This window comes from Bdellovibrio sp. ZAP7 (assembly GCF_006874645.1).
In the GTDB taxonomy this organism is placed as follows: domain Bacteria; phylum Bdellovibrionota; class Bdellovibrionia; order Bdellovibrionales; family Bdellovibrionaceae; genus Bdellovibrio.
On the sequence record NZ_CP030082.1, the window covers coordinates 1,776,746 to 1,794,093 of the forward strand.

Annotated in this window: 17 protein-coding genes; 10 read left to right on the forward strand and 7 right to left on the reverse strand. The window is 45.4% G+C overall.

All coding sequences use genetic code 11. The features are described 5' to 3' along the window. Positions 1 to 29 precede the first annotated feature (29 nt). Positions 30 to 395 (forward strand): hypothetical protein, encoded by a 366-nt coding sequence (locus DOM22_RS08605; RefSeq protein WP_142699969.1) that lies wholly within the window; start codon positions 30 to 32, stop codon positions 393 to 395. A 64-nt stretch (positions 396 to 459) separates the two neighbouring features. Here DOM22_RS08605 and DOM22_RS08610 read toward each other — a convergent pair whose 3' ends face one another. Both DOM22_RS08610 and DOM22_RS08615 read right to left on the reverse strand, forming a co-directional pair. Further along, entirely contained in the window at positions 460 to 1,500 is a 1,041-nt protein-coding gene (locus tag DOM22_RS08610) for a hypothetical protein (RefSeq protein WP_142699970.1), read from the reverse strand. Then, positions 1,497 to 2,387 (reverse strand): TIGR02147 family protein, encoded by an 891-nt coding sequence (locus DOM22_RS08615; RefSeq protein WP_168196605.1) that lies wholly within the window; start codon positions 2,385 to 2,387, stop codon positions 1,497 to 1,499. Before DOM22_RS08615 ends, DOM22_RS08610 begins: the two co-directional genes overlap by 4 nt. Positions 2,388 to 2,592: 205 nt before the next feature. Here DOM22_RS08615 and DOM22_RS08620 point away from each other — a divergent pair, with 205 nt between their 5' ends. Next, positions 2,593 to 3,009 carry a hypothetical protein gene (locus DOM22_RS08620; RefSeq protein WP_142699972.1) on the forward strand — a complete coding sequence of 139 codons (417 nt, stop codon included), beginning with the start codon at positions 2,593 to 2,595 and terminating at the stop codon, positions 3,007 to 3,009. Positions 3,010 to 3,039: 30 nt separating this feature from the next. On the opposite strand, the gene DOM22_RS08625 is transcribed toward DOM22_RS08620, so the two are convergent. The 3 genes from DOM22_RS08625 to DOM22_RS08635 all read right to left on the reverse strand — a co-directional run bounded on the left by DOM22_RS08625 (position 3,040) and on the right by DOM22_RS08635 (position 6,232). Beyond that, complete coding sequence (locus DOM22_RS08625) at positions 3,040 to 4,371, reverse strand: PAS domain-containing protein (RefSeq protein WP_142699973.1); 1,332 nt, start codon at positions 4,369 to 4,371, stop codon at positions 3,040 to 3,042. Between the two features lie 230 nt (positions 4,372 to 4,601). Then, a complete protein-coding gene (locus tag DOM22_RS08630) occupies positions 4,602 to 5,360 on the reverse strand; it encodes an RNA methyltransferase (protein WP_142699974.1) in 759 nt (252 codons plus the stop codon). Then, positions 5,357 to 6,232 (reverse strand): 16S rRNA (guanine(527)-N(7))-methyltransferase RsmG, encoded by an 876-nt coding sequence (locus DOM22_RS08635; RefSeq protein WP_142699975.1) that lies wholly within the window; start codon positions 6,230 to 6,232, stop codon positions 5,357 to 5,359. Before DOM22_RS08635 ends, DOM22_RS08630 begins: the two co-directional genes overlap by 4 nt. Positions 6,233 to 6,897: 665 nt before the next feature. On the opposite strand from DOM22_RS08635, the gene DOM22_RS08640 reads away from it, so the two are divergent. Next, on the forward strand, positions 6,898 to 7,896 hold the full coding sequence (locus DOM22_RS08640) for an HNH endonuclease (protein ID WP_142699976.1): 999 nt from the start codon (positions 6,898 to 6,900) through the stop codon (positions 7,894 to 7,896). Between the two features lie 167 nt (positions 7,897 to 8,063). Then, positions 8,064 to 9,494 (forward strand): short-chain fatty acid transporter, encoded by a 1,431-nt coding sequence (locus DOM22_RS08645; protein ID WP_142699977.1) that lies wholly within the window; start codon positions 8,064 to 8,066, stop codon positions 9,492 to 9,494. Positions 9,495 to 9,525: 31 nt separating this feature from the next. On the opposite strand, the gene DOM22_RS08650 is transcribed toward DOM22_RS08645, so the two are convergent. Next, positions 9,526 to 10,227 (reverse strand): hypothetical protein, encoded by a 702-nt coding sequence (locus DOM22_RS08650; RefSeq protein WP_142699978.1) that lies wholly within the window; start codon positions 10,225 to 10,227, stop codon positions 9,526 to 9,528. A 175-nt stretch (positions 10,228 to 10,402) separates the two neighbouring features. Here DOM22_RS08650 and pheS point away from each other — a divergent pair, with 175 nt between their 5' ends. From pheS to DOM22_RS08675, 5 genes are all read left to right on the forward strand, one after another. Continuing rightward, positions 10,403 to 11,428, forward strand: coding sequence for a phenylalanine--tRNA ligase subunit alpha (pheS, locus tag DOM22_RS08655; protein ID WP_142699979.1), 1,026 nt, complete (start codon positions 10,403 to 10,405; stop codon positions 11,426 to 11,428). After that, on the forward strand, positions 11,425 to 13,890 hold the full coding sequence (gene pheT / locus DOM22_RS08660) for a phenylalanine--tRNA ligase subunit beta (RefSeq protein WP_142699980.1): 2,466 nt from the start codon (positions 11,425 to 11,427) through the stop codon (positions 13,888 to 13,890). The genes pheS and pheT overlap by 4 nt, the downstream gene beginning before the upstream one ends. Positions 13,891 to 14,005: 115 nt before the next feature. Further along, the gene (locus DOM22_RS08665; protein ID WP_142702159.1) at positions 14,006 to 14,341 is read left to right on the forward strand and encodes an integration host factor subunit alpha; all 336 of its coding nucleotides are present in this window, start codon (positions 14,006 to 14,008) and stop codon (positions 14,339 to 14,341) included. Next, a complete protein-coding gene (locus DOM22_RS08670) occupies positions 14,310 to 14,936 on the forward strand; it encodes a MerR family transcriptional regulator (RefSeq protein ID WP_246845909.1) in 627 nt (208 codons plus the stop codon). Before DOM22_RS08665 ends, DOM22_RS08670 begins: the two co-directional genes overlap by 32 nt. Before the next feature lie 73 nt (positions 14,937 to 15,009). Then, complete coding sequence (locus DOM22_RS08675) at positions 15,010 to 15,429, forward strand: EamA family transporter (protein ID WP_246845910.1); 420 nt, start codon at positions 15,010 to 15,012, stop codon at positions 15,427 to 15,429. A 50-nt stretch (positions 15,430 to 15,479) separates the two neighbouring features. Here the strand turns inward: DOM22_RS08675 and DOM22_RS08680 are convergent, their stop codons facing one another. Beyond that, entirely contained in the window at positions 15,480 to 16,244 is a 765-nt protein-coding gene (locus tag DOM22_RS08680; protein ID WP_142699981.1) for an ABC transporter substrate-binding protein, read from the reverse strand. A gap of 321 nt (positions 16,245 to 16,565) precedes the next feature. On the opposite strand from DOM22_RS08680, the gene DOM22_RS08685 reads away from it, so the two are divergent. Continuing rightward, positions 16,566 to 17,288, forward strand: a complete 723-nt coding sequence (locus DOM22_RS08685) for a PA14 domain-containing protein (protein ID WP_168196606.1) — start codon at positions 16,566 to 16,568, stop codon at positions 17,286 to 17,288. Positions 17,289 to 17,348 lie beyond the last annotated feature (60 nt).

Sequence of the window (17,348 nt, forward strand, 5' to 3'; positions counted from 1 at the left end):
CACTTCAATCAAAAAAATAAGGAGTCACTATGAAGTTCTTGTCCACGCTTGTTCTTTTGTTCGCCTTCCTGGGGTCGGCAGCTCATGCCTACCAAGGCACTTTGGAGTTCACGCAAGACGGTTCTGTGGTTGTAAAGCCTTTGTCTGTGAAATGTACGCCAGATATCGCGGATCAGGACAATGCGCCTAGTTCTTGCGTTCCAACCGGCAAAGACTGTCCTGAACACTACACTCACTCAAGAAAATACTGCTGGGGTGGCTGGAAACGTGGGTTCTATCACTGTGGATACGCTTGCAACCGTAAGGCGGAATGCAAATGGGGCCCTCACGGTGATTACAAATGCGGTAACCCAGGCAGCGGACACAATCACGGCAGCAACCCAGGTCACGGTTAATTGAGATTTTTGTAAAGCCCGTTCAGAAATGAACAGGCTTTTTTCTTTCGGGGGAGACCGACGATTAAGGCTTTGTGAGCTCCATGCGTACCAAGTTGCGGCCGGCATAAATGTTTAATAATGCCATTTGAATCTTTTGATCCATTTCTTCGATAGCCGCGACCAGTTTTGCGAAGTCTTCTCCAGAAGCATTTTTTACGTCGATACGAGGCAAAAGATCCTGCGGCCGTTGCAGGTTTTTGACGATCCTTAAAAACATTTTATCGTTGAAGGCTTGAACCGTCACCTCTTTGGAGGGTCCAAAGATTCGTGTGAGTTGGTCTTGCGCCATCTTGTCAGCGCGGGCTGCGCGATAGCCGTCCGCCAGGATTTTCATATAGTTCAATCTGATAAAGATATCACCAGTGTAGTCACTCAGAGGCGGCAAGGCCGGGTAGTTGGTTAGCAGAATGCCATCGTATGTTGTCAGCTTTGCTTGATATTCAGTGATATAATCATTTACGAAGCTATAGAGCTCTTTTTTGTTTTTGCTAAGACGTCTGAACATATCTGCTCGACCTGCAATCCCACCGAAATCAGTCTGCAAAGAACCCGGCTTGGCGTAGCCGTTCACAGCTAAATAAAATCCAGACTGCTGTTGCAGTGTCGTTGCCTGTTCCTCGTTAAACCCGATCAAATGAGAATACTCATGAATCATTAGCGACAACACCTGGGACTTAAAGTTATCCAGTTGAAGCTTCGTTTTAAGTGTCCACGTGCTGACGCAAATGCTGTTGCTTGGAGTGCTGTAAGCGGCAGCATCTTTGCTTTCGCCATTGGCATAGCAGGCGTCGTGGCCAATGACGTTGATTGGGGTGTTGATTACCACCTGACGAAGTTTTTCCAATAATTCTGGCGTCAGAGGTGAATTTGCGGGATTCCACATCCAGCTGTGAATCAGAAATTGGGCATCTCTTTGGATGTTGCGAAGAGTATCGACCAACAGGTCTTCGGGAACGTGTTCGCTTTGCTGGGAGTCGCCACCACTGCCAATACGTACGGTATTGGTCCATGCGGCAAAGGGAATAAGAGTGATATAGATCAGGCTTAAAATAAACTTCTTCATACTGGTAACTCCGTAAATGATTCCATTTTTTGCCCACTGTGAGACGTGTTTTCTTTTAAAACTTCGCTGGTCGCAAAGATGTTAAAATTCATTTGAAAAATGCGGGCGCCATTCAATTCTTTTGAAGTGTAACGAGCAGAAAGGGCATCAAAAAACTCTTCCAGGTCGCGTTTTACGAGCGTGTACTCGTTGTCGTTCAAGGTCATCAGAAGGGTTCCAAAATGCCGAGTATTAATAGGAGCAGAGAGAGCATCCTGAGCTTCACCGAGGCTTTTATGATGAAAAGCCATCAGGGCCACATTCCCCAGTTCCGTTGGGATGTCCAAATCTTGCTCAGTCGCTTTCCAGCTATTTGATTCATCATCGAAATAAGATAGTCCACAGGCTTCGATGCTTTCCAAAATTTCTAGTGCTTCTTTCTGGGGCAAATTAAAAGTATTGGCCACGTATTCCACAGTACAAGTCAGTGACTTCAGACTCAGAAGTAAATGAACCCGGGGAGTTTTTGGATTGCGCAGAAAGTTGTAAACATCGGAAACTTTTTTTCCGCGCTGGTTTTTATTGAGCCTTAACATCTGCTGGAAATGATATTCTTTAATACGTATATTTGTGGCGTGGGTATATGCCACCAGATTTTCAAAGTATTCGCCATCAATTTGGCTGAGCTTTAAAGATTGCAAGACCGGCGCAATTGAATCGAGCCCCAGGTTTCTTTTGCCGATGGAAACCTGTTGCAGGAAGCTGCGACTTTTAAAACCGCATTGCAAAGTCCATGTACCAAAGGAGAATGTCGCTGATCGTTCCTTATTATACTGATACCACGCCTGCAAAAACTGCCGATAGTCGACGTAATCCATGACTTGTGGTTTAGGTTTGCTCGTACTCATTTTCGTGTTCTCTTTCGAAACCTTGAATACACTTAAAAATGAAATCAGGAAAGGATTGTGCATAACCATATGAAATATTTGCTGTATTCAAGGTGGACTACGAATTGTAGTTTTGGATTCTCGTAAATTATTGAATTTTCAGTGTACGCCACGTAGTTTTCGCCAAAACAAAAAAGCTGGTGTCAGCGAAAACAAGGAGAAACCAATGAAACAAATTATTTTGACGATTCTGACGTCCCTTATGAGTGCATCTGCTTTTGCGGGAGGAGCCCTCATCCCACTAAAGGTTGAAGTGACACGCTATCAAGACGGCGCTATTCTTTGCTCAGTGACTAATTATGTAGGGACTGACGAAGAAACATTGTTCCGTTGCCCAGTGGCTTTGCAAATGAATGTTAACGCAAAGTTTACCTCTGCCCCAGGCGTGCGAATTGGTAACGGGGATGTTTATTTCTTCGCTGATTTGTCTGCGGCAATTCAATTGGATAATGGTGCTGTTGGGTATGAGTTCATTGGATTTAATGAACGAAATCAAAAGGCCGTGTTTCATGCCAACAGCAAGCAGGGTATTGTGACCATCACCCTGACTCCTGATTATCGTCCGAAACAAATTGAACTTTAATAACCCCCGGGCATGGGTTAACTCCATCGCCTAAGACATTTTAAGAAGACGACTTTTTATTTCGTCTTCTTTGTCGCTGAGGTCTTCGCAAGTTTTTATATTCAGTTTGCACTCTCGTTCAAGGTTACCCAAGGTCTGCTTGAAAAGACTGTTGAGGGTGTCCATTTCTGAAAGTCTGGAGCTCAGGCTTTCTCCCGCACCCACTCGTGCCATTTCTATTTTTCCCACCACATGCAGCACTCCCATACCCGAAGTTACTTTGTTTAAAGTTTGGATGGAACTGAGCAGTGATTTACTGATGTGATTTAATTTCTCAGAGATTTCTCCCACCGATTGAATATTTTTGTTGATCAGATAGCGGATGGGTTCGCAGTTCAGTTGAAAAGATCTTTCAGTCTCAGCATCAAAGTCCTCCTTTTTTTGGCACGCCAACGAGGTTTCTTCTGCCAGCTGATTCATCATTTCAATTTGAAAACGAGAAATAGCCACCGCCACAAACATTTCAAAAACAGATTTTGAATAGTTTTTGAAAACGTCTTCGAAATGACCGGAGCTGATGGCAATTTGCGAGGTGAGCTCTTGGAGGTTGGCAGCGACGGCACCCAGAGGTTTGCCCTCTTCTTTCAGGCGAGAGGCGGCGACCATCAGGTTGAGGGTCACAAATTTAACTTTGTGGCAGGTTTCAAGAATTTCTTCGCAATCTTTAAACAGGGGCGCGGTTTGCTCAAACAGTTGATACGCTTTGGAAAAGGTGAGGCGGGCGGCTTGCGTATTCATTGTGGAGTCGTGAATGAATTTTTCCAAGGCTTCTATTTGAAATTGTGATTTGATCTCGGTGATTTCGGCGGATTGCAGAAGGTGGTCGCGGCTGGACATTTCTTCCAGTAAAGCGCGGCACATAAAATCAGAATAGTCAGCAAAGCCCAAAGTTCGCAGGCGTTCTTCAATCAAGGTGATTCCTTCGTCTAAAGGTAGACCCATGGTTTCCTGTGCTGTTAAGTCTTGATAGAGAGCCTGTACGATCGGAAAATATTTTGAACTGGGTTTTAAACGAATCGATAAAAATCCGTCTTCTAAGGGAAAGGCCATCGCAAAAACCCAATAGTACCGACCAGTTTTACTTTTGTTTTTTACATAGGCGGCGATGGGTTTGTTCGCGTCGAGGTAATTCCAAAAGAGTTTAAAAACCGCGCGAGGAGTGTCGGGATGGCGAATGATATTGTGGGGGCGGTTTAATAGGTCTTCGCGCTCATACTCACTGACTCGGACAAAAACGGTGTTGCCAGATTGGATGATCCCTTTGCGGTTGGTTTTGGAAAAGAAGAGTTCGTGATACGAAAAGTCGGCTTCCTGCTTGCTCATCTGAAACGTCCTTTAACAAGTTCTTAACAATATTATCGCGCGGATCTTTACAGAACTTTAACAACTTTTTACGGATCGTGTTTCATAAGTAGTTAGAACGACTTGTTTTGCCCATTTAATGTGCAATTTTGCAGGCGAGATGCTGTTGTGAGAGTTTTAAAGGATTACTAAATCCGGGGTGGATTTGCAGCGAGCAGTGACTCGAAATGAGTCACTGCATTTCGCAGGCTTTAAGAATGCTTTTGTGCGTAAGTAAAGAGGGCGATGGACGCCGCCACGGTGGCGTTCAGGGACTCGACGCCTTCAGTAGGCACAGCCAAGCGATTCAAGCCCTTGATGCCACTAAAGCCGGGACCTTCTTCGCCAATCACTAGGCGTAAGTTCATTGGCCAATTGAATTTAGCGACACTTTCGCCCTTCATATCCAAGGCATAGATATCGCCATGCGATTGGACGAATTCAGAAAACTTTCCAGCTTTTAAAATTGGAAGCTTCAGTAACGCCCCTGCAGAGGCTTTGATGGCTTTCGGATGGTAAGGTGTGCAGCTTTCCTCGGTCAGGATGATTTTGCTGACTTTAAAGGCCACCGCAGAGCGCGCCAGGGCCCCTAGGTTTGAAGGGTCCCCTAGGGGAGCAATGACTTCTAATCCCTCTGCTTTCGCTGAAGGATTCAGTGCTGGGATTTCTTTGGGTTCAAGCACCAAAAGATTGAAATGCGTGCCGATGACGTCCACTTCGTTAAACATCGCTTTCGGAAGTTTATAGATAGGGATGCGCTGAGTTTTTGAAATCGGGTGAGTCAGAGTCACGGACTTTAAGTCTTCGTGAACGATCTCGGCTTTGATTTTATAATTCGGATTAGCTAGAAATTCCTGAATAAGCTTTTCACCCATCAAGATAAACTCGCCGTGTTTTTTAATACCGCGTGAAGATGCTAAATCTGTCCAGCGACGAAAGTGTTCGTTGGTTTTTGAAGAAATCTCGATCATTTGTAAGCCGCCCAGCGTTTTTTCTCTTCAGGAGAGAGTTCTTCAAAAAGCATTTCTTCGCCTTCATCGTATTCCGGCAAAGCCATGTGTTTGATTTTTTCATAAACCACCATACGGCGTTCATGGGGAGTGTGAGGCAAAGAGTACGCTGTGTCTTCAACCAGTTTGAAATATTCAGACCAGTTTTCTTTCGCCATTTTGATTTCAGGGTCCACACCTGGGCCCTTCATGAAATACACGCGGCCACCGATATTCAAGCAGTTGATAACATTGCCCAAAGTGTTGCCGATATCTTCCACGGCGCGGGTGATCGCACCATTCACAGGATACACGCAGTGCTTGTTGATGTTGCGGCCCAGGATATCCAGTTTTGGAAGTTTCATTTCCGTGCGCACATGCTTTAGGAATTCCACACGGCGTTGCACGCCCTCGCCCAAAAGAATTTGTTCGTTCGGGTACATGATTTTAAGAGGAATACCAGGGAAGCCCGGGCCGGTTCCGACGTCCAAAAGCGGGAATTGAAGTTTCGTGTGCTTCATGATGATGATGGAATCAATGAAGTGCTTAATCGCAATGTCTTTTAGTTTTAACAAACGCGTGAAGTTTTCTTTTTCTTGGTTCAGCATCAAGAGACGGTAGAATTGCGCAAGCTGCATGCGCTGTTGATGATTGACCAAATCAAAATCGTGATTGCGAAAGATATCAGCCAAACGATCGTTGGCTTCGTTCACTTCGAAAATAGACTCTGGCTTTTTATGGCGTCCCTTTTGTTCGGAAGGAGCGGCGGCCGCAAACTTCGCACCGATCGCTTGAGCGCGGGCTTCTTGGCGGGCTTTATAGGGACTGTAATTGGTTTTATTTTTATGTGCCATGCAGGGTCGCAGTTATACCCCTTTTTCCCTGAAGATAGAAGGACTTAGCGGGTTTTTCAGGGAAATCGCCGGGAAGGGGAAAGCCGCCCTGTAAAAAGCCCCCGGCCTTGGAAGGATTTGTCGTCAAATTAGACACTGGTGAGGTTTTTTATCCTTTTTTTGGGGAGGGGGGCTTTCTGCTGATTTGGGATCGCGCTGGGATATCCATCTGTGAGACGGCTGCTTGCCGCCATCGTGGCGGTAAGAGGTTAGTTCTGAAACCGAGATCGTTCATGAGATTGGCTGCGATTTTCTTGCCGATTTTAGCGAATGAATGAATAGTTGATTTAGGGCGGAGCAAGTTCTTGGTCGTTTTTTGAATTCGTCCCAAATCAGTTGTCTGTTTAACTTTGAACACCAGAGGATATTTACTATTGTGAGCTGTTTTTTATTAACGACCATTAATGATTTTAGAATTTATTTTGTTGACGAGAAAAACGTGTGCTTTAGATGGTAGTGGTTCAACAAACAGAAAAGTTTTGCTTCGAAAAAGGAAATTCTGTTTTTCGCTCGTTAGAAGAGTCATTGGGAACTTATGGAAGGGATTCGCGTTGCATTAACGTTCTCCTGTGAAATCAGTCTGAAAAACCTGTGATAGATTGCCTTCTGAAATCAAGGAGGCACTTGTGAATTTGAAATATCTAAACCGAATTGAACTTGATCAAAGAATTAAATCTCTTTCGGCGAAAGAGCGTGACCTTTTGCATGAAGTGCTTTTGACAATCAAAGAGATTGATTCTCGCAGAACTTATTTGGATATGGGGTTTGGCAGCCTGTTTGATTATCTTGTGAAAGGCGTCGGATATTCCGAGGGAAGCGCGCAGCGTAGAATTGACGCTGCAAGATTGATTCGGGAACTTCCGCAAGTGGCTGAGAAAATTCAGTCTGGTGAGTTGAAGTTGAATCAAATTTCTCTGGTGCAAAAAGCTTCCCGGGAAGTTTGGAAGTCTCAATCAAAACAAGTTACAGCAGAACAAAAAATGGAAGTGCTTGAAAGTTTGATTGCCAAGGGGCATTCCGAATCTCATCAGCAAGTGACAGCGTTTTTTGATTTGCCTGCTGTGCAAAATAGTTACCAAAAAGTGCAGGCCGACGAAAGCGTTCGCGTTGAATTCACATTGTCTAAAGAAGCCTTTGCCAAAGTAAAGATAGCCCAGGAGTTGCTATCGCACTCCCTGCCAACCCAAGATATTGGCGATTTTTTGGAGTACTTGGTCGACAAAGTGATCAAACAAAAATTAGGGCCTGCTAATAATTCGGCAGAGAAACACATGGCAGAATCGGGTAAGGCTGCGACCGAAGCAAGAGAGCAAGAACAAAAAAATCAGGAGGATTTTCGCAACCAAGCGGCGAAAATCGTGCCGTCAGAACAGATTACTGCCACGATGGCGGCAAAATCGGCTCCTTCGCCGAAAGATATCAGAACATTAAAAGCCCAACAAAAATGCTGTCAGTTTAAAGATCCTGTCACTGGGAACAAATGCCAAAGTCGTTGGCTCTTGCAAGTTGACCATCAGCAAAGCCGCTGGGCGGGAGGAAAGCATGATCTCCCGAATCTGCAGCTGCTCTGTGCTAGTCACAATAAGCTAAAATATAAAAAAGAGACCGGAATCCGGTATCTCTAAAATGAGATTGCGATCGGGGTAATATGAAGAACCGCGCTTATCCCGCCGTTGTTTTCGAGTGATTCCTCTGAGAGGCGGCAATCCATTTTTCGAATTATCAATAAATGCTACCCGGCCGACCATATAAAGTTCATGATAAAGTTATATATTTGAAGGGGATTCTCATCATGGCAAAGTCGGTCGGTACTTTTAAAACTAGTCATTTGGAAAGGCTCGCTTCTTCGGTTACGAATTGGGCTGAAAAATGGTTTCCGGATTCTTATATATTCGCGGTGCTTGCGATCATTGTTGTCAGTCTTGGGGCTTTCTTGGTAGGGGTTTCGCCTAAAGCGGTGGCAACTTCCTTCGGAGATGGGTACTGGAGTTTGATTCCTTTCACGATGCAAATGGCGATTGTCACTATCTCGGGCTATATCGTGGCGTCATCTCCCCCGGCGGGGAAATTAATTAATTGGCTGGCGAAGTTGCCCAAGACCGAACGTCAGGCAGTGGCCTACGTGGCGTTCTTTACGATCTTGGCTTCCCTTTTAAATTGGGCCTTCAGTTTGGTGTTTGGTGGCTTGTATGTGCGAGCTATTGCTCGTCGCCAGGATTTGCGTGTCGATTATCGTGCAGCGGGTGCCGCAGGGTATTTGGGATTGGGTGCGACTTGGGCCTTGGGGCTTAGTTCTTCGGCAGCGCAGTTGCAAGCCAATGTGGATAGTATTCCGAAATCATTGTTACCGATCACAGGAGTGATTCCCTTTGCCGAGACGATCTTTTTGCCGCAGTCGTTGATTATGTTGGCCGTGTTGTTGATCGTCTCAGTAGTAATTGCTTATTTATCCGCTCCAACTCGTGAGCGCGCGGTGACCGCACAAGATCTGGGTATCGATGTTCAAGATGACGTAGAAAAATCCATAGCTCCACCGAGGCAGCCAGGGGAGTGGTTGGAGTATTCACCCATCCTTACGATCTTGGTTGTGGTCCTGGGCTTTTGGTGGCTGGCGCAGGAGTTCGCGAGTAAAAACGTGATCATGGCGATCTCGAATTTGAATACTTACAACTTTTTATTCCTGATGATGGGGATGCTTTTGACCTGGAGGCCGAAACGCTTTTTGCATTCCGTTGCCAAGTCAGTTCCTTCGGTGGCGGGGATTTTGATTCAGTTCCCGCTGTACGGAAGTATCGCTTATATCCTGACCAAGGCGCCGGGGGCTGATGGTCAGACGTTGTCCCATCATATTTCTAATTTCTTCGTTTCTATTTCCACGAAAGATACTTTCTCGGCATTGATGGGTGTGTACTCGGCGATCCTGGGATTCTTTGTGCCATCCGGTGGTGGTAAGTGGATTATTGAAGCGCCTTACCTGATGCAGGCGGCGAATGAACTTAAAGTCCATTTGGGTTGGACAGTGATGGTTTACAATGCGGCAGAGGCTTTGCCGAATTTGATCAATCCATTCTTTATGATGGCACTCCTTGGAGTGTTGGGATTAAAGGCGCGCGATATCGTGGGTTATACGGTGACTCAGTTGGTGGTGCATGCGCCGCTGGTGATATTCATGCTGTGGGCGCTCGGGGAGACGTTGACGTACCATCCTCCCGTCATACCGTAAAAAGAAAAAGGCAGCTCGAGGCTGCCTTTTTTTATTTCCCGTAAGGAGTTGATCCGCCTTCGGAGCTGACACCGCGGTAAACACGGCTGCCGTCCGCGCGGGCTCTTTCGTTATAGGATTCTTTTTGTTTCGCCTTGGCTGCGGCGTATGCGGCATCACGTTGCGCTTTCAAAGCTTGTTCTTTGGCTTCACGAGTCCACTTGGCGATGTTGTTGCCCTCTTCATTGAGGCGATCCAGCTCTTTCAAAGAAGCGTCTCTTTTAGCTCTGTATTCGCCAGCCACTTTTTTATAGTGTTCAGCTTCGGCTTTCGAGAATTCCATTTGTTTTTGCGCTTTAGCTTTGCGCTCTTCGTTCATTTTGATTTGGCGTTGATATTCTTTCACTTGCACCGTCAGCTGTTCTTTTTCAACACGTGTGCGTTGGGCTTCACGGGCGGCAGCGGCTTCCATGTTTTTTGCTTCTTGAGCAGACTTCAGAGCCTGTTGTTTCATTTGCTCTTTGCGGATCTTTTCGCGAGCCAAGAAGTTCTTTTGTTCTTGGGCGTCGATCTTGGCTTCTTCTGATTGTCCCATGGACATTTCAGCTTCGATGTCGGCATCAAGTTGTGCAAAACTTTGGTGTGAATATGTCATCATCGCAAGAGCGATCAACAAATATTTCATAAGAACTCCCATAGGAGTCATATCGGCTTTGGGCGTATTCGACTGAACGTCCTGAAGTCTGTTTCTCATGCTACAAATGCTATTTTCCGAGGAGAAATCTCAACTTGATACAGGCCTGGACGAGGTGTTTTCGGAGGAAATCCACGAGATTTGCTTAAAAGCTTAGCAGAGCGCCTTTGCTGCCATGAGCTAATTCGGGCCAAATCCTTGAATTTAGAGGGTTTTGGCGGGATATTTGGTCCCTATGAGCACAAGCAAACTCGACTCCATTAAAGAAGCAGCTCTGGCAGCCTTCAAGGCAGCGCCAGGCTCGAAGGAACTTTACGATCTCAAGGTTCAATACCTTGGGAAAAGTGGTTCATTGACTGAAATCATGAAAGAAATGGCATCGCTCCCGAAAGAGGAAAAACCTCTTTTTGGTAAGAAGGTCAATGAAGTGAAAGCAGTTCTTGAAGCTGCTTACACGGAAGCTGAAGAGCAACTAAAAAAATCTGAGATCGGTGCAAAGATGGCAGCTGAAGAGCTGGATCTGACTTTGCCAAGTGCTTCTCGCGCCAAAGGTTCGCAACATCCGGTGAACATGGTGATCGAAGAGATCTTCACGATCATGTCGCGTTTGGGTTACTCTGTGCGCACAGGTCCGGTGATCGAAAAAGATTACTACAACTTTGAAGCCTTGAACATCCCGGCAGATCACCCTGCGCGTGACATGCAAGATACTTTCTTTATCGACAAGACTCATGTGTTAAGAACTCACACCAGTCCCATCCAAATCCACACGATGGAAACTGAAAAGTTGCCGTTGCGTGTGATCGGGACGGGTCCTGTGTTCCGCTGCGATAGCGATATTTCGCATTTGCCGAACTTTCATCAAATCGAAGCATTGTGCGTGGATGAGAAAGTTTCCATGGCGGATCTTAAAGGCACGATCAGTTTCTTCGTTCGTGAATACTTCGGTCCGGGTTTGAAAACTCGTTTCCGTCCAAGCTTTTTCCCCTTCACAGAACCTTCTGCGGAAGTGGATTGCTCTTGCCCCATTTGTAAAGGCAAAGGCTGCAGCTTGTGTAAGCAAACTGGTTGGATTGAGATCGGTGGTTGCGGTCTAGTGAATCCTAAAGTTTTCCAAATGGCGAAAATTGAATATCCCAAATATCAAGGTTTCGCGTTCGGATTTGGTGTTGAGCGTATGGCCATCATCAAGTACGGAATCGAAGACATCCGTTTGTTCCCTGAAAATGACGTTCGTTTCTTAAGGCAGTTTGTAAAATGAAGATCAGTTTAAAATGGCTCCAAGAATATGTAGATGTGAAAGAGTTCTTCGCTAAGCCTGAAGAGCTTGCGGAAACGTTGACTCGCGCAGGTCTTGAGGTTGAAGAGATCACGAACCTTGCGAAAGATTTCAATCACGTGGTGATTGGTCACATCCTTGAAAAAGACAAACATCCGAATGCTGACAAGCTTTCTTTGTGTCGCGTTTCCACTGGTGATGTTGTTCACCAGATCGTGTGCGGTGCTCAAAATCATAAAGCGGGTGACCGTGTGATCGTGGCTTTGCCAGGCGCTGTTTTGCCGGGCAATTTCGCGATTAAAAAATCTGCGGTTCGTGGTGTGGATTCGGCCGGCATGCTTTGCTCTTTGAAGGAGCTGGGCCTGGCGAAAGAATCAGACGGCATTGAAATTTTGCCTGCTGATGCGCCGATTGGTAAGTCCTATGCTGAGTACGGCGGTTACGACGATATCACTTTCGAATTGAAGGTGACTCCGAACCGTGCAGACTGCTTGAGCCACTTTGGTTTGGCTCGTGAAGTGGCATGTTTGCTATCTAAAGAATTAAAATCTCCAAAAGCAGAACCTAAATTGGGTTCCAAGTCTTCTAAGAGCGAAATCGCTTTGGAAGTGAAAGCTTTTGATCTTTGCCCTCGTTACACGGCTCGTGTGATCAAAGGCGTAAAGGTCGGTCCATCTCCAGCTTGGTTGAAACACCGTTTGGAATCTGTGGGCATGAACTCGATCAATAACATCGTCGACGTGACAAACTTCGTGATGATGGAATTGGGTCAACCTCTGCATGCTTTCGATGCGAAATTCATCGGCGGCAAAAAAGTGATCGTGGATCGTGCAACAGCGGGAGAGAAATTCACTACACTGGATGGCACTGAGAAAACTTTGACGGGTGATGAGCTGACGATCCGTGATGCCTCTCATCCAATGTGTTTGGCGGGTGTTATCGGTGGTAAGAACTCTGGCGTTTCTGAAGTGACGACTGAAGTATTCTTGGAATCAGCTTACTTTGTGCCAATGAGTGCTCGTAAAACATCTCGCACTCATGGTGTGGATACAGATTCTGCTTACCGCTTTTCCCGCGGTGTGGATCCAGACGGGGCTTTGCGTGGGTTGAACCGTGCGACAGCTTTGATTTTGGAAGTGGCGGGTGGCGAAGCTTACGCTGATCATCATGATTTCTATCCAAATCCAGTTAAGAAAAATCCAATCTCGATCACTGTGAAAACTGTGTCGGATCGCTTGGGTTACACAGCTGTTGAAGCGCAATTCGTGGATTACATGAAGCGCCTGGGCTGCGGAATTGAAAAAAATGGCGAGACTTTCAAAGTATTGCCTCCAACATTCCGTTTTGACCTAGAGCAAGACATGGACTTGGTTGAAGAGTATGCACGCTTGAATGGTTACGACCATATTCCTGAAGCGTTGCCAGTCTTCACAAATCCTCCAGCTCACCATGATAAAGGTTTCTTGCTAAATAAATCAGTAAGTGAACTGGTGCGAGCGGATGGCTTCCAACAGGCATTTAACTTTGCCTTTGTTGGTTCTAAAGCTGAAAAAGCTTTCTTGGGTGATGTATCAACTATGAAGGCTGCGGGCCTCAATGCCACGGCGAAAGAGATTCGCATCATGAATCCACTCAATGAAGAGATGGACGTGATGAGATCTTCTTTGAGCTTTGGTTTGTTCCGTAACCTTACGACGAACTTCCACTATGGCAACATGATGGGTCGTTTGTTTGAAATCGGTTCGACATTCTTTACCGGTGATGATGGTTCTTACGGTGAAAACCCACGTTTGGGTTTTGCTTTGTGGGGCCGCAATGAAAACCTTTGGAATAAATCTTTGGATTATCCCATCGTGTTTGAATTGAAAGCGACGGTTGAGACTCTTTTGAAGTCATTAAATATTTCGTCCTACACGTGGGTGACTCCGGCAAACAGCGGTAAGTCTGGTGGCACCACAGGTGCCAACGAAGTTCCAGCTTTCATGCACTCGGGGCAATTTGCTCAGTTGTTGGTGGAAGGTAAGAAAGTGGGCTTTATCGGAACTCTTCATCCAGTTCTGTTGGATGATGCAAAAATCCGTGTACCTGCCGCAGTCGGTGAGTTCGACCTGGATCAATTGTACAAAGGTCAGCCTCGTCCATTCCGTATTCAAAGTGTTTCTAAGTTCCAGGTTGTTGAACGTGACTTTGCTTTCGTCATGCCAAAAACATTGAAAGTGGGCGACGTTCTGAAGGACATCCGCAAAGCTGCGGGTGCGCTTCTTGTGAATGTAGACGTGTTTGACTTGTATGAAGGCGACAAAATGGAAGCGGGTAAGAAATCCGTGGCCATCCGTTTGTGGCTTCAAGACAAAAATGGCACACTGCAGGAAGAGCAGATCTCAGGAGTGACAACGAAGGTTCTAGAGTCTTTGAAAAAGAATTTTGATCTTTCCGTGAGATAAATTCTTGATTGTTTTCAGATGCTTGTTACGCTTTAGTTAATTAAGCCCGCGAAGATATTCGCGGCAGGAAAAGTGAAGGATCACAATGGCTGGCCAAAACTTGGGAAAATCAACTGTGACGAAGGCCGATATCGTCGAAAACGTCTACCAGAAGATCGGCTTCTCTAAAAAGGAAGCTTCTGAATTGGTTGAATTGTGCTTCGATACCTTGAAGCATGTTTTGCAAAATGGCGATAAAGTTAAGATTTCTGGATTTGGAAATTTCGTCGTGCGTGGAAAAAACGAACGTATTGGTCGTAATCCACAAACGGGCGAACAAATCAAAATCTCTGCTCGTCGCGTTCTAACATTCCGTCCTTCTCAAGTGTTGAAGGCGATGTTGAATGGTGAAGAGTACGAACATCTCAAGGATGATGAAGATGACGATGACGACTACGGCGACGATGAATAGTCCTGAAGCGGATACGACAACGGCATCACACAGTGAGCGTACAGAGTATCCGATGACTCCGATCGTGGATCAGTCCGACGATCAACAAATGAGCTTTGATAGTTCTGAGTTGTCTTTGGGGGATCAACATTTGGAATTCGTGGAAGCGGAAACCGCGGGAGTGGCTACAGGCGCTGTACAAACTCAACAAATCTCAATCCCTGCCATGCTTTGCGATGATAAGCTGATGGATGAGATTAAAGCGATTCCAAATAAAATGGCTTTTAAAATCGGCGATGTGGCCGAGATTTTGGGAATCAAACAATACGTTCTTCGTTACTGGGAAACTGAGTTTGATGTTCTAAAACCAAAAAAAGCTTCCAACAACCAACGCATGTACACGCGTAAAGATGTTGAGAATGCTCTTCTGATTCGCAAGCTTTTGCACCGTGATCGTTTCTCGATCGAAGGCGCCAGAAACGCGATGAAGGAATTGAAAGCTCATGTTCGTAAAGAAAAAGACATGAGTCAGGTCTATCACAAGCTCGACAATGTGAACGAAATGGTCGAGGGATTGTTGATGGATATCCGCAAACTCCGCGGAATGTTTATGTAAACCTAAAAAGGGCTTCGGAAACGAAGTCCTTTTTATTTTCTGAATGCGCACTTAAATCACACCCGGAGAGTTTGTGAATAACTGGCTTATATATGCAATGGGCTCTGCTGTATTTGCGGCACTAACGGCAATCTTGGGTAAGATCGGTGTCGAGGGCGTAAATTCAAATCTGGCGACTTTCATTCGTACAATTGTGATCTTGTTGGTTGCGGCAGCCCTGATCAGTTTTCGTGGAGAATGGCAACGGGCGGATTCTATTTCTACTAAGACTTATGTGTTCTTGATCTTATCTGGAATCGCAACCGGGCTTTCTTGGCTTTGTTATTATCGTGCTTTGCAATTAGGGCCAGCCTTGAAGGTTGCTCCGATAGATAAGCTCAGTGTGGTGTTTGTCATTATTCTGGCTTTGATTTTCTTGGGTGAAAAACTGACATTGAAAACAGCCGTAGGTGCCGGGATGATTGCTATAGGTTCTTTGGTTTTAGCTTTTTAAAACTGCCCCCTTATGATGTGCCGGGATGAGCAGATCATCCTGGCTAGTTTTTACAGGTCGTGATCTTTGTATTTTAGGTTTATTTTTTGATAGTCGGTCGAAGCCTTCACTTTGTCGAGGGCTTTTTGCCAGCGCTGTATTTCCTGATCGGGAATGTCCAAACTTGCAGCGATATAAAGCGGAGAACTACTGATTTTTACGGAAGTTTTTTGCAAGGCGTCCGGCGGGAGGTTGGATTTTTTAAGCCAGTAAGCCACACCCCAAGAATCTTCTCCAATCGATAGGTCGCAGCGGCCGTGGATTGTTTTCAGATAGATCCCTTCAGGATTTACTCCCACATCGAGATTTTTAAAGCCGGAACTTTTTAGAAAATTAAATACAAATCCTTGGTCACGGCAGCAAATTCGGCGGACTTTTTTTACGTCTTCCAAGGTTTCAATTATTATTGGATTGCCTTTCTTTTTGAAAAAATAAATGGATTGTTCTCCAAAGGGCCCGATCCATTTAAACTTGTGTTTACGGTCCGGAGTTTGGATGAAAGAAAAAAACATCACGTTGCTTCGATTCTCAAAGGTATTCATTCCACGGGTTGAAGGATATAGCTCGACGGCGTAATTGGTGTTGAGTTCTTTCTGAATCAGTTTTACGACTTCCGTAGCAAAGCCTTTAAGTTCACCTTTTTCGGTGTAGTTAAAGGGTGGCCATTCTTCAGTTAAAAGTGTTAAAGGTGGAGTCGTTACGGCACCAACTGCTGTTTCATGAATCAGAGACAGAGCAAATAAAATCAGCAGAAATGAAAAGTTGTTGAGCCGCACTTTATATCCTTCTTAGGGGGCGTTATAACACCGATCATTCGATCTTTGCAGGAACTGAATGTCAATGCCGAGAGTAATGATTAATTGTGTCCCTGAGTTTGCACAATAAAAGCAGCTTTTGTTTCAGTATAAGACGTCTAATTTGAGTGCACCGCTTATCCCCTGAGCGAATACTATTTTTTACCTGTGGCCTGGCTGGCTTAGGATGTTAGCTGGTCAAAAAACAGACAACTTCTTTTTCATGTTTGCGCCTTCATTTCAAAGGTGGTGTTCCCTGGGCGGTCCTAAAATTGCTTTAGTATTTTGATGGAGGGCTGCGGGATGAAAAAAATCAAATATATAGTCTTCAGTGGACTCCTGGTTTTGGGCTTTCAAAATTGTTCGCCACAGGGTTTTTCTCAAGTATCTCCGCAGGCGGCTGCGGGCATCGCGGATGCTGGTGATGGCGCACAGACTGTCTGCAATCCATTTTCAAATAGTCAAAGCTCGAACAGTTCAGATTGCTCGACGGGTGATGGGTTGTTGGGGAATGTTTACTATTTTCTAAAAGGCGTCGGCGTTCAGAACTATATCGATCTTGGAATTTTATTGCCGATTTACGTGCAGATGTCTGATCTAAATATTCCACAGCGTTCATGGGTGGATGGTTTCCCAGGGCCTAATGGTGTGAAACTAACCCAAGCGGATGGTACTGATTTGAACGAGTATTTCGCGTTGAATTTAAAGGGATATTTACAGTTGAATTCTAGCTATCCTTCGGGAGCTTATGAATTTGCTATTTCCTCGGATGATGGGGCTATTCTAAATATCGATGGCCAAGAGATTGTAAATAACGACGGAACTCACAGTTTGGCTTGGGCTTGCTCAGGTCAGTCAGTTCAATTAACTCAAGGAACGAAACACAACATGCAGGTTCGCTATTATCAAGGACCTCGCATCTATATTGCTTTGCAGGTTTTTTGGCGACCCGCCTCTATGCATAATAAGCCTTGTGATTCCACAGGTGGCTGGTCGATCGTTCCTGCGGAACTCCTATCCCATTAAATCCCCATCCAGTTGATTAACAATTAGATTGGACTTCCAGCGTCTCCAGGCGAATAATCT

Coding starts and splice junctions, on each gene's coding strand:
- DOM22_RS08605 (WP_142699969.1), top strand. CDS start 30: ATGAAGTTCTTGTCCACGCTTGTTCTTTTGTTCGCCTTCCTGGGGTCG.
- DOM22_RS08610 (WP_142699970.1), bottom strand. CDS start 1,500: ATGAAGAAGTTTATTTTAAGCCTGATCTATATCACTCTTATTCCCTTT.
- DOM22_RS08615 (WP_168196605.1), bottom strand. CDS start 2,387: ATGAGTACGAGCAAACCTAAACCACAAGTCATGGATTACGTCGACTAT.
- DOM22_RS08620 (WP_142699972.1), top strand. CDS start 2,593: ATGAAACAAATTATTTTGACGATTCTGACGTCCCTTATGAGTGCATCT.
- DOM22_RS08625 (WP_142699973.1), bottom strand. CDS start 4,371: ATGAGCAAGCAGGAAGCCGACTTTTCGTATCACGAACTCTTCTTTTCC.
- DOM22_RS08630 (WP_142699974.1), bottom strand. CDS start 5,360: ATGATCGAGATTTCTTCAAAAACCAACGAACACTTTCGTCGCTGGACA.
- DOM22_RS08635 (WP_142699975.1), bottom strand. CDS start 6,232: ATGGCACATAAAAATAAAACCAATTACAGTCCCTATAAAGCCCGCCAA.
- DOM22_RS08645 (WP_142699977.1), top strand. CDS start 8,064: ATGGCAAAGTCGGTCGGTACTTTTAAAACTAGTCATTTGGAAAGGCTC.
- DOM22_RS08650 (WP_142699978.1), bottom strand. CDS start 10,227: ATGAGAAACAGACTTCAGGACGTTCAGTCGAATACGCCCAAAGCCGAT.
- pheS (WP_142699979.1), top strand. CDS start 10,403: ATGAGCACAAGCAAACTCGACTCCATTAAAGAAGCAGCTCTGGCAGCC.
- pheT (WP_142699980.1), top strand. CDS start 11,425: ATGAAGATCAGTTTAAAATGGCTCCAAGAATATGTAGATGTGAAAGAG.
- DOM22_RS08670 (WP_246845909.1), top strand. CDS start 14,310: ATGACGATGACGACTACGGCGACGATGAATAGTCCTGAAGCGGATACG.
- DOM22_RS08685 (WP_168196606.1), top strand. CDS start 16,566: ATGAAAAAAATCAAATATATAGTCTTCAGTGGACTCCTGGTTTTGGGC.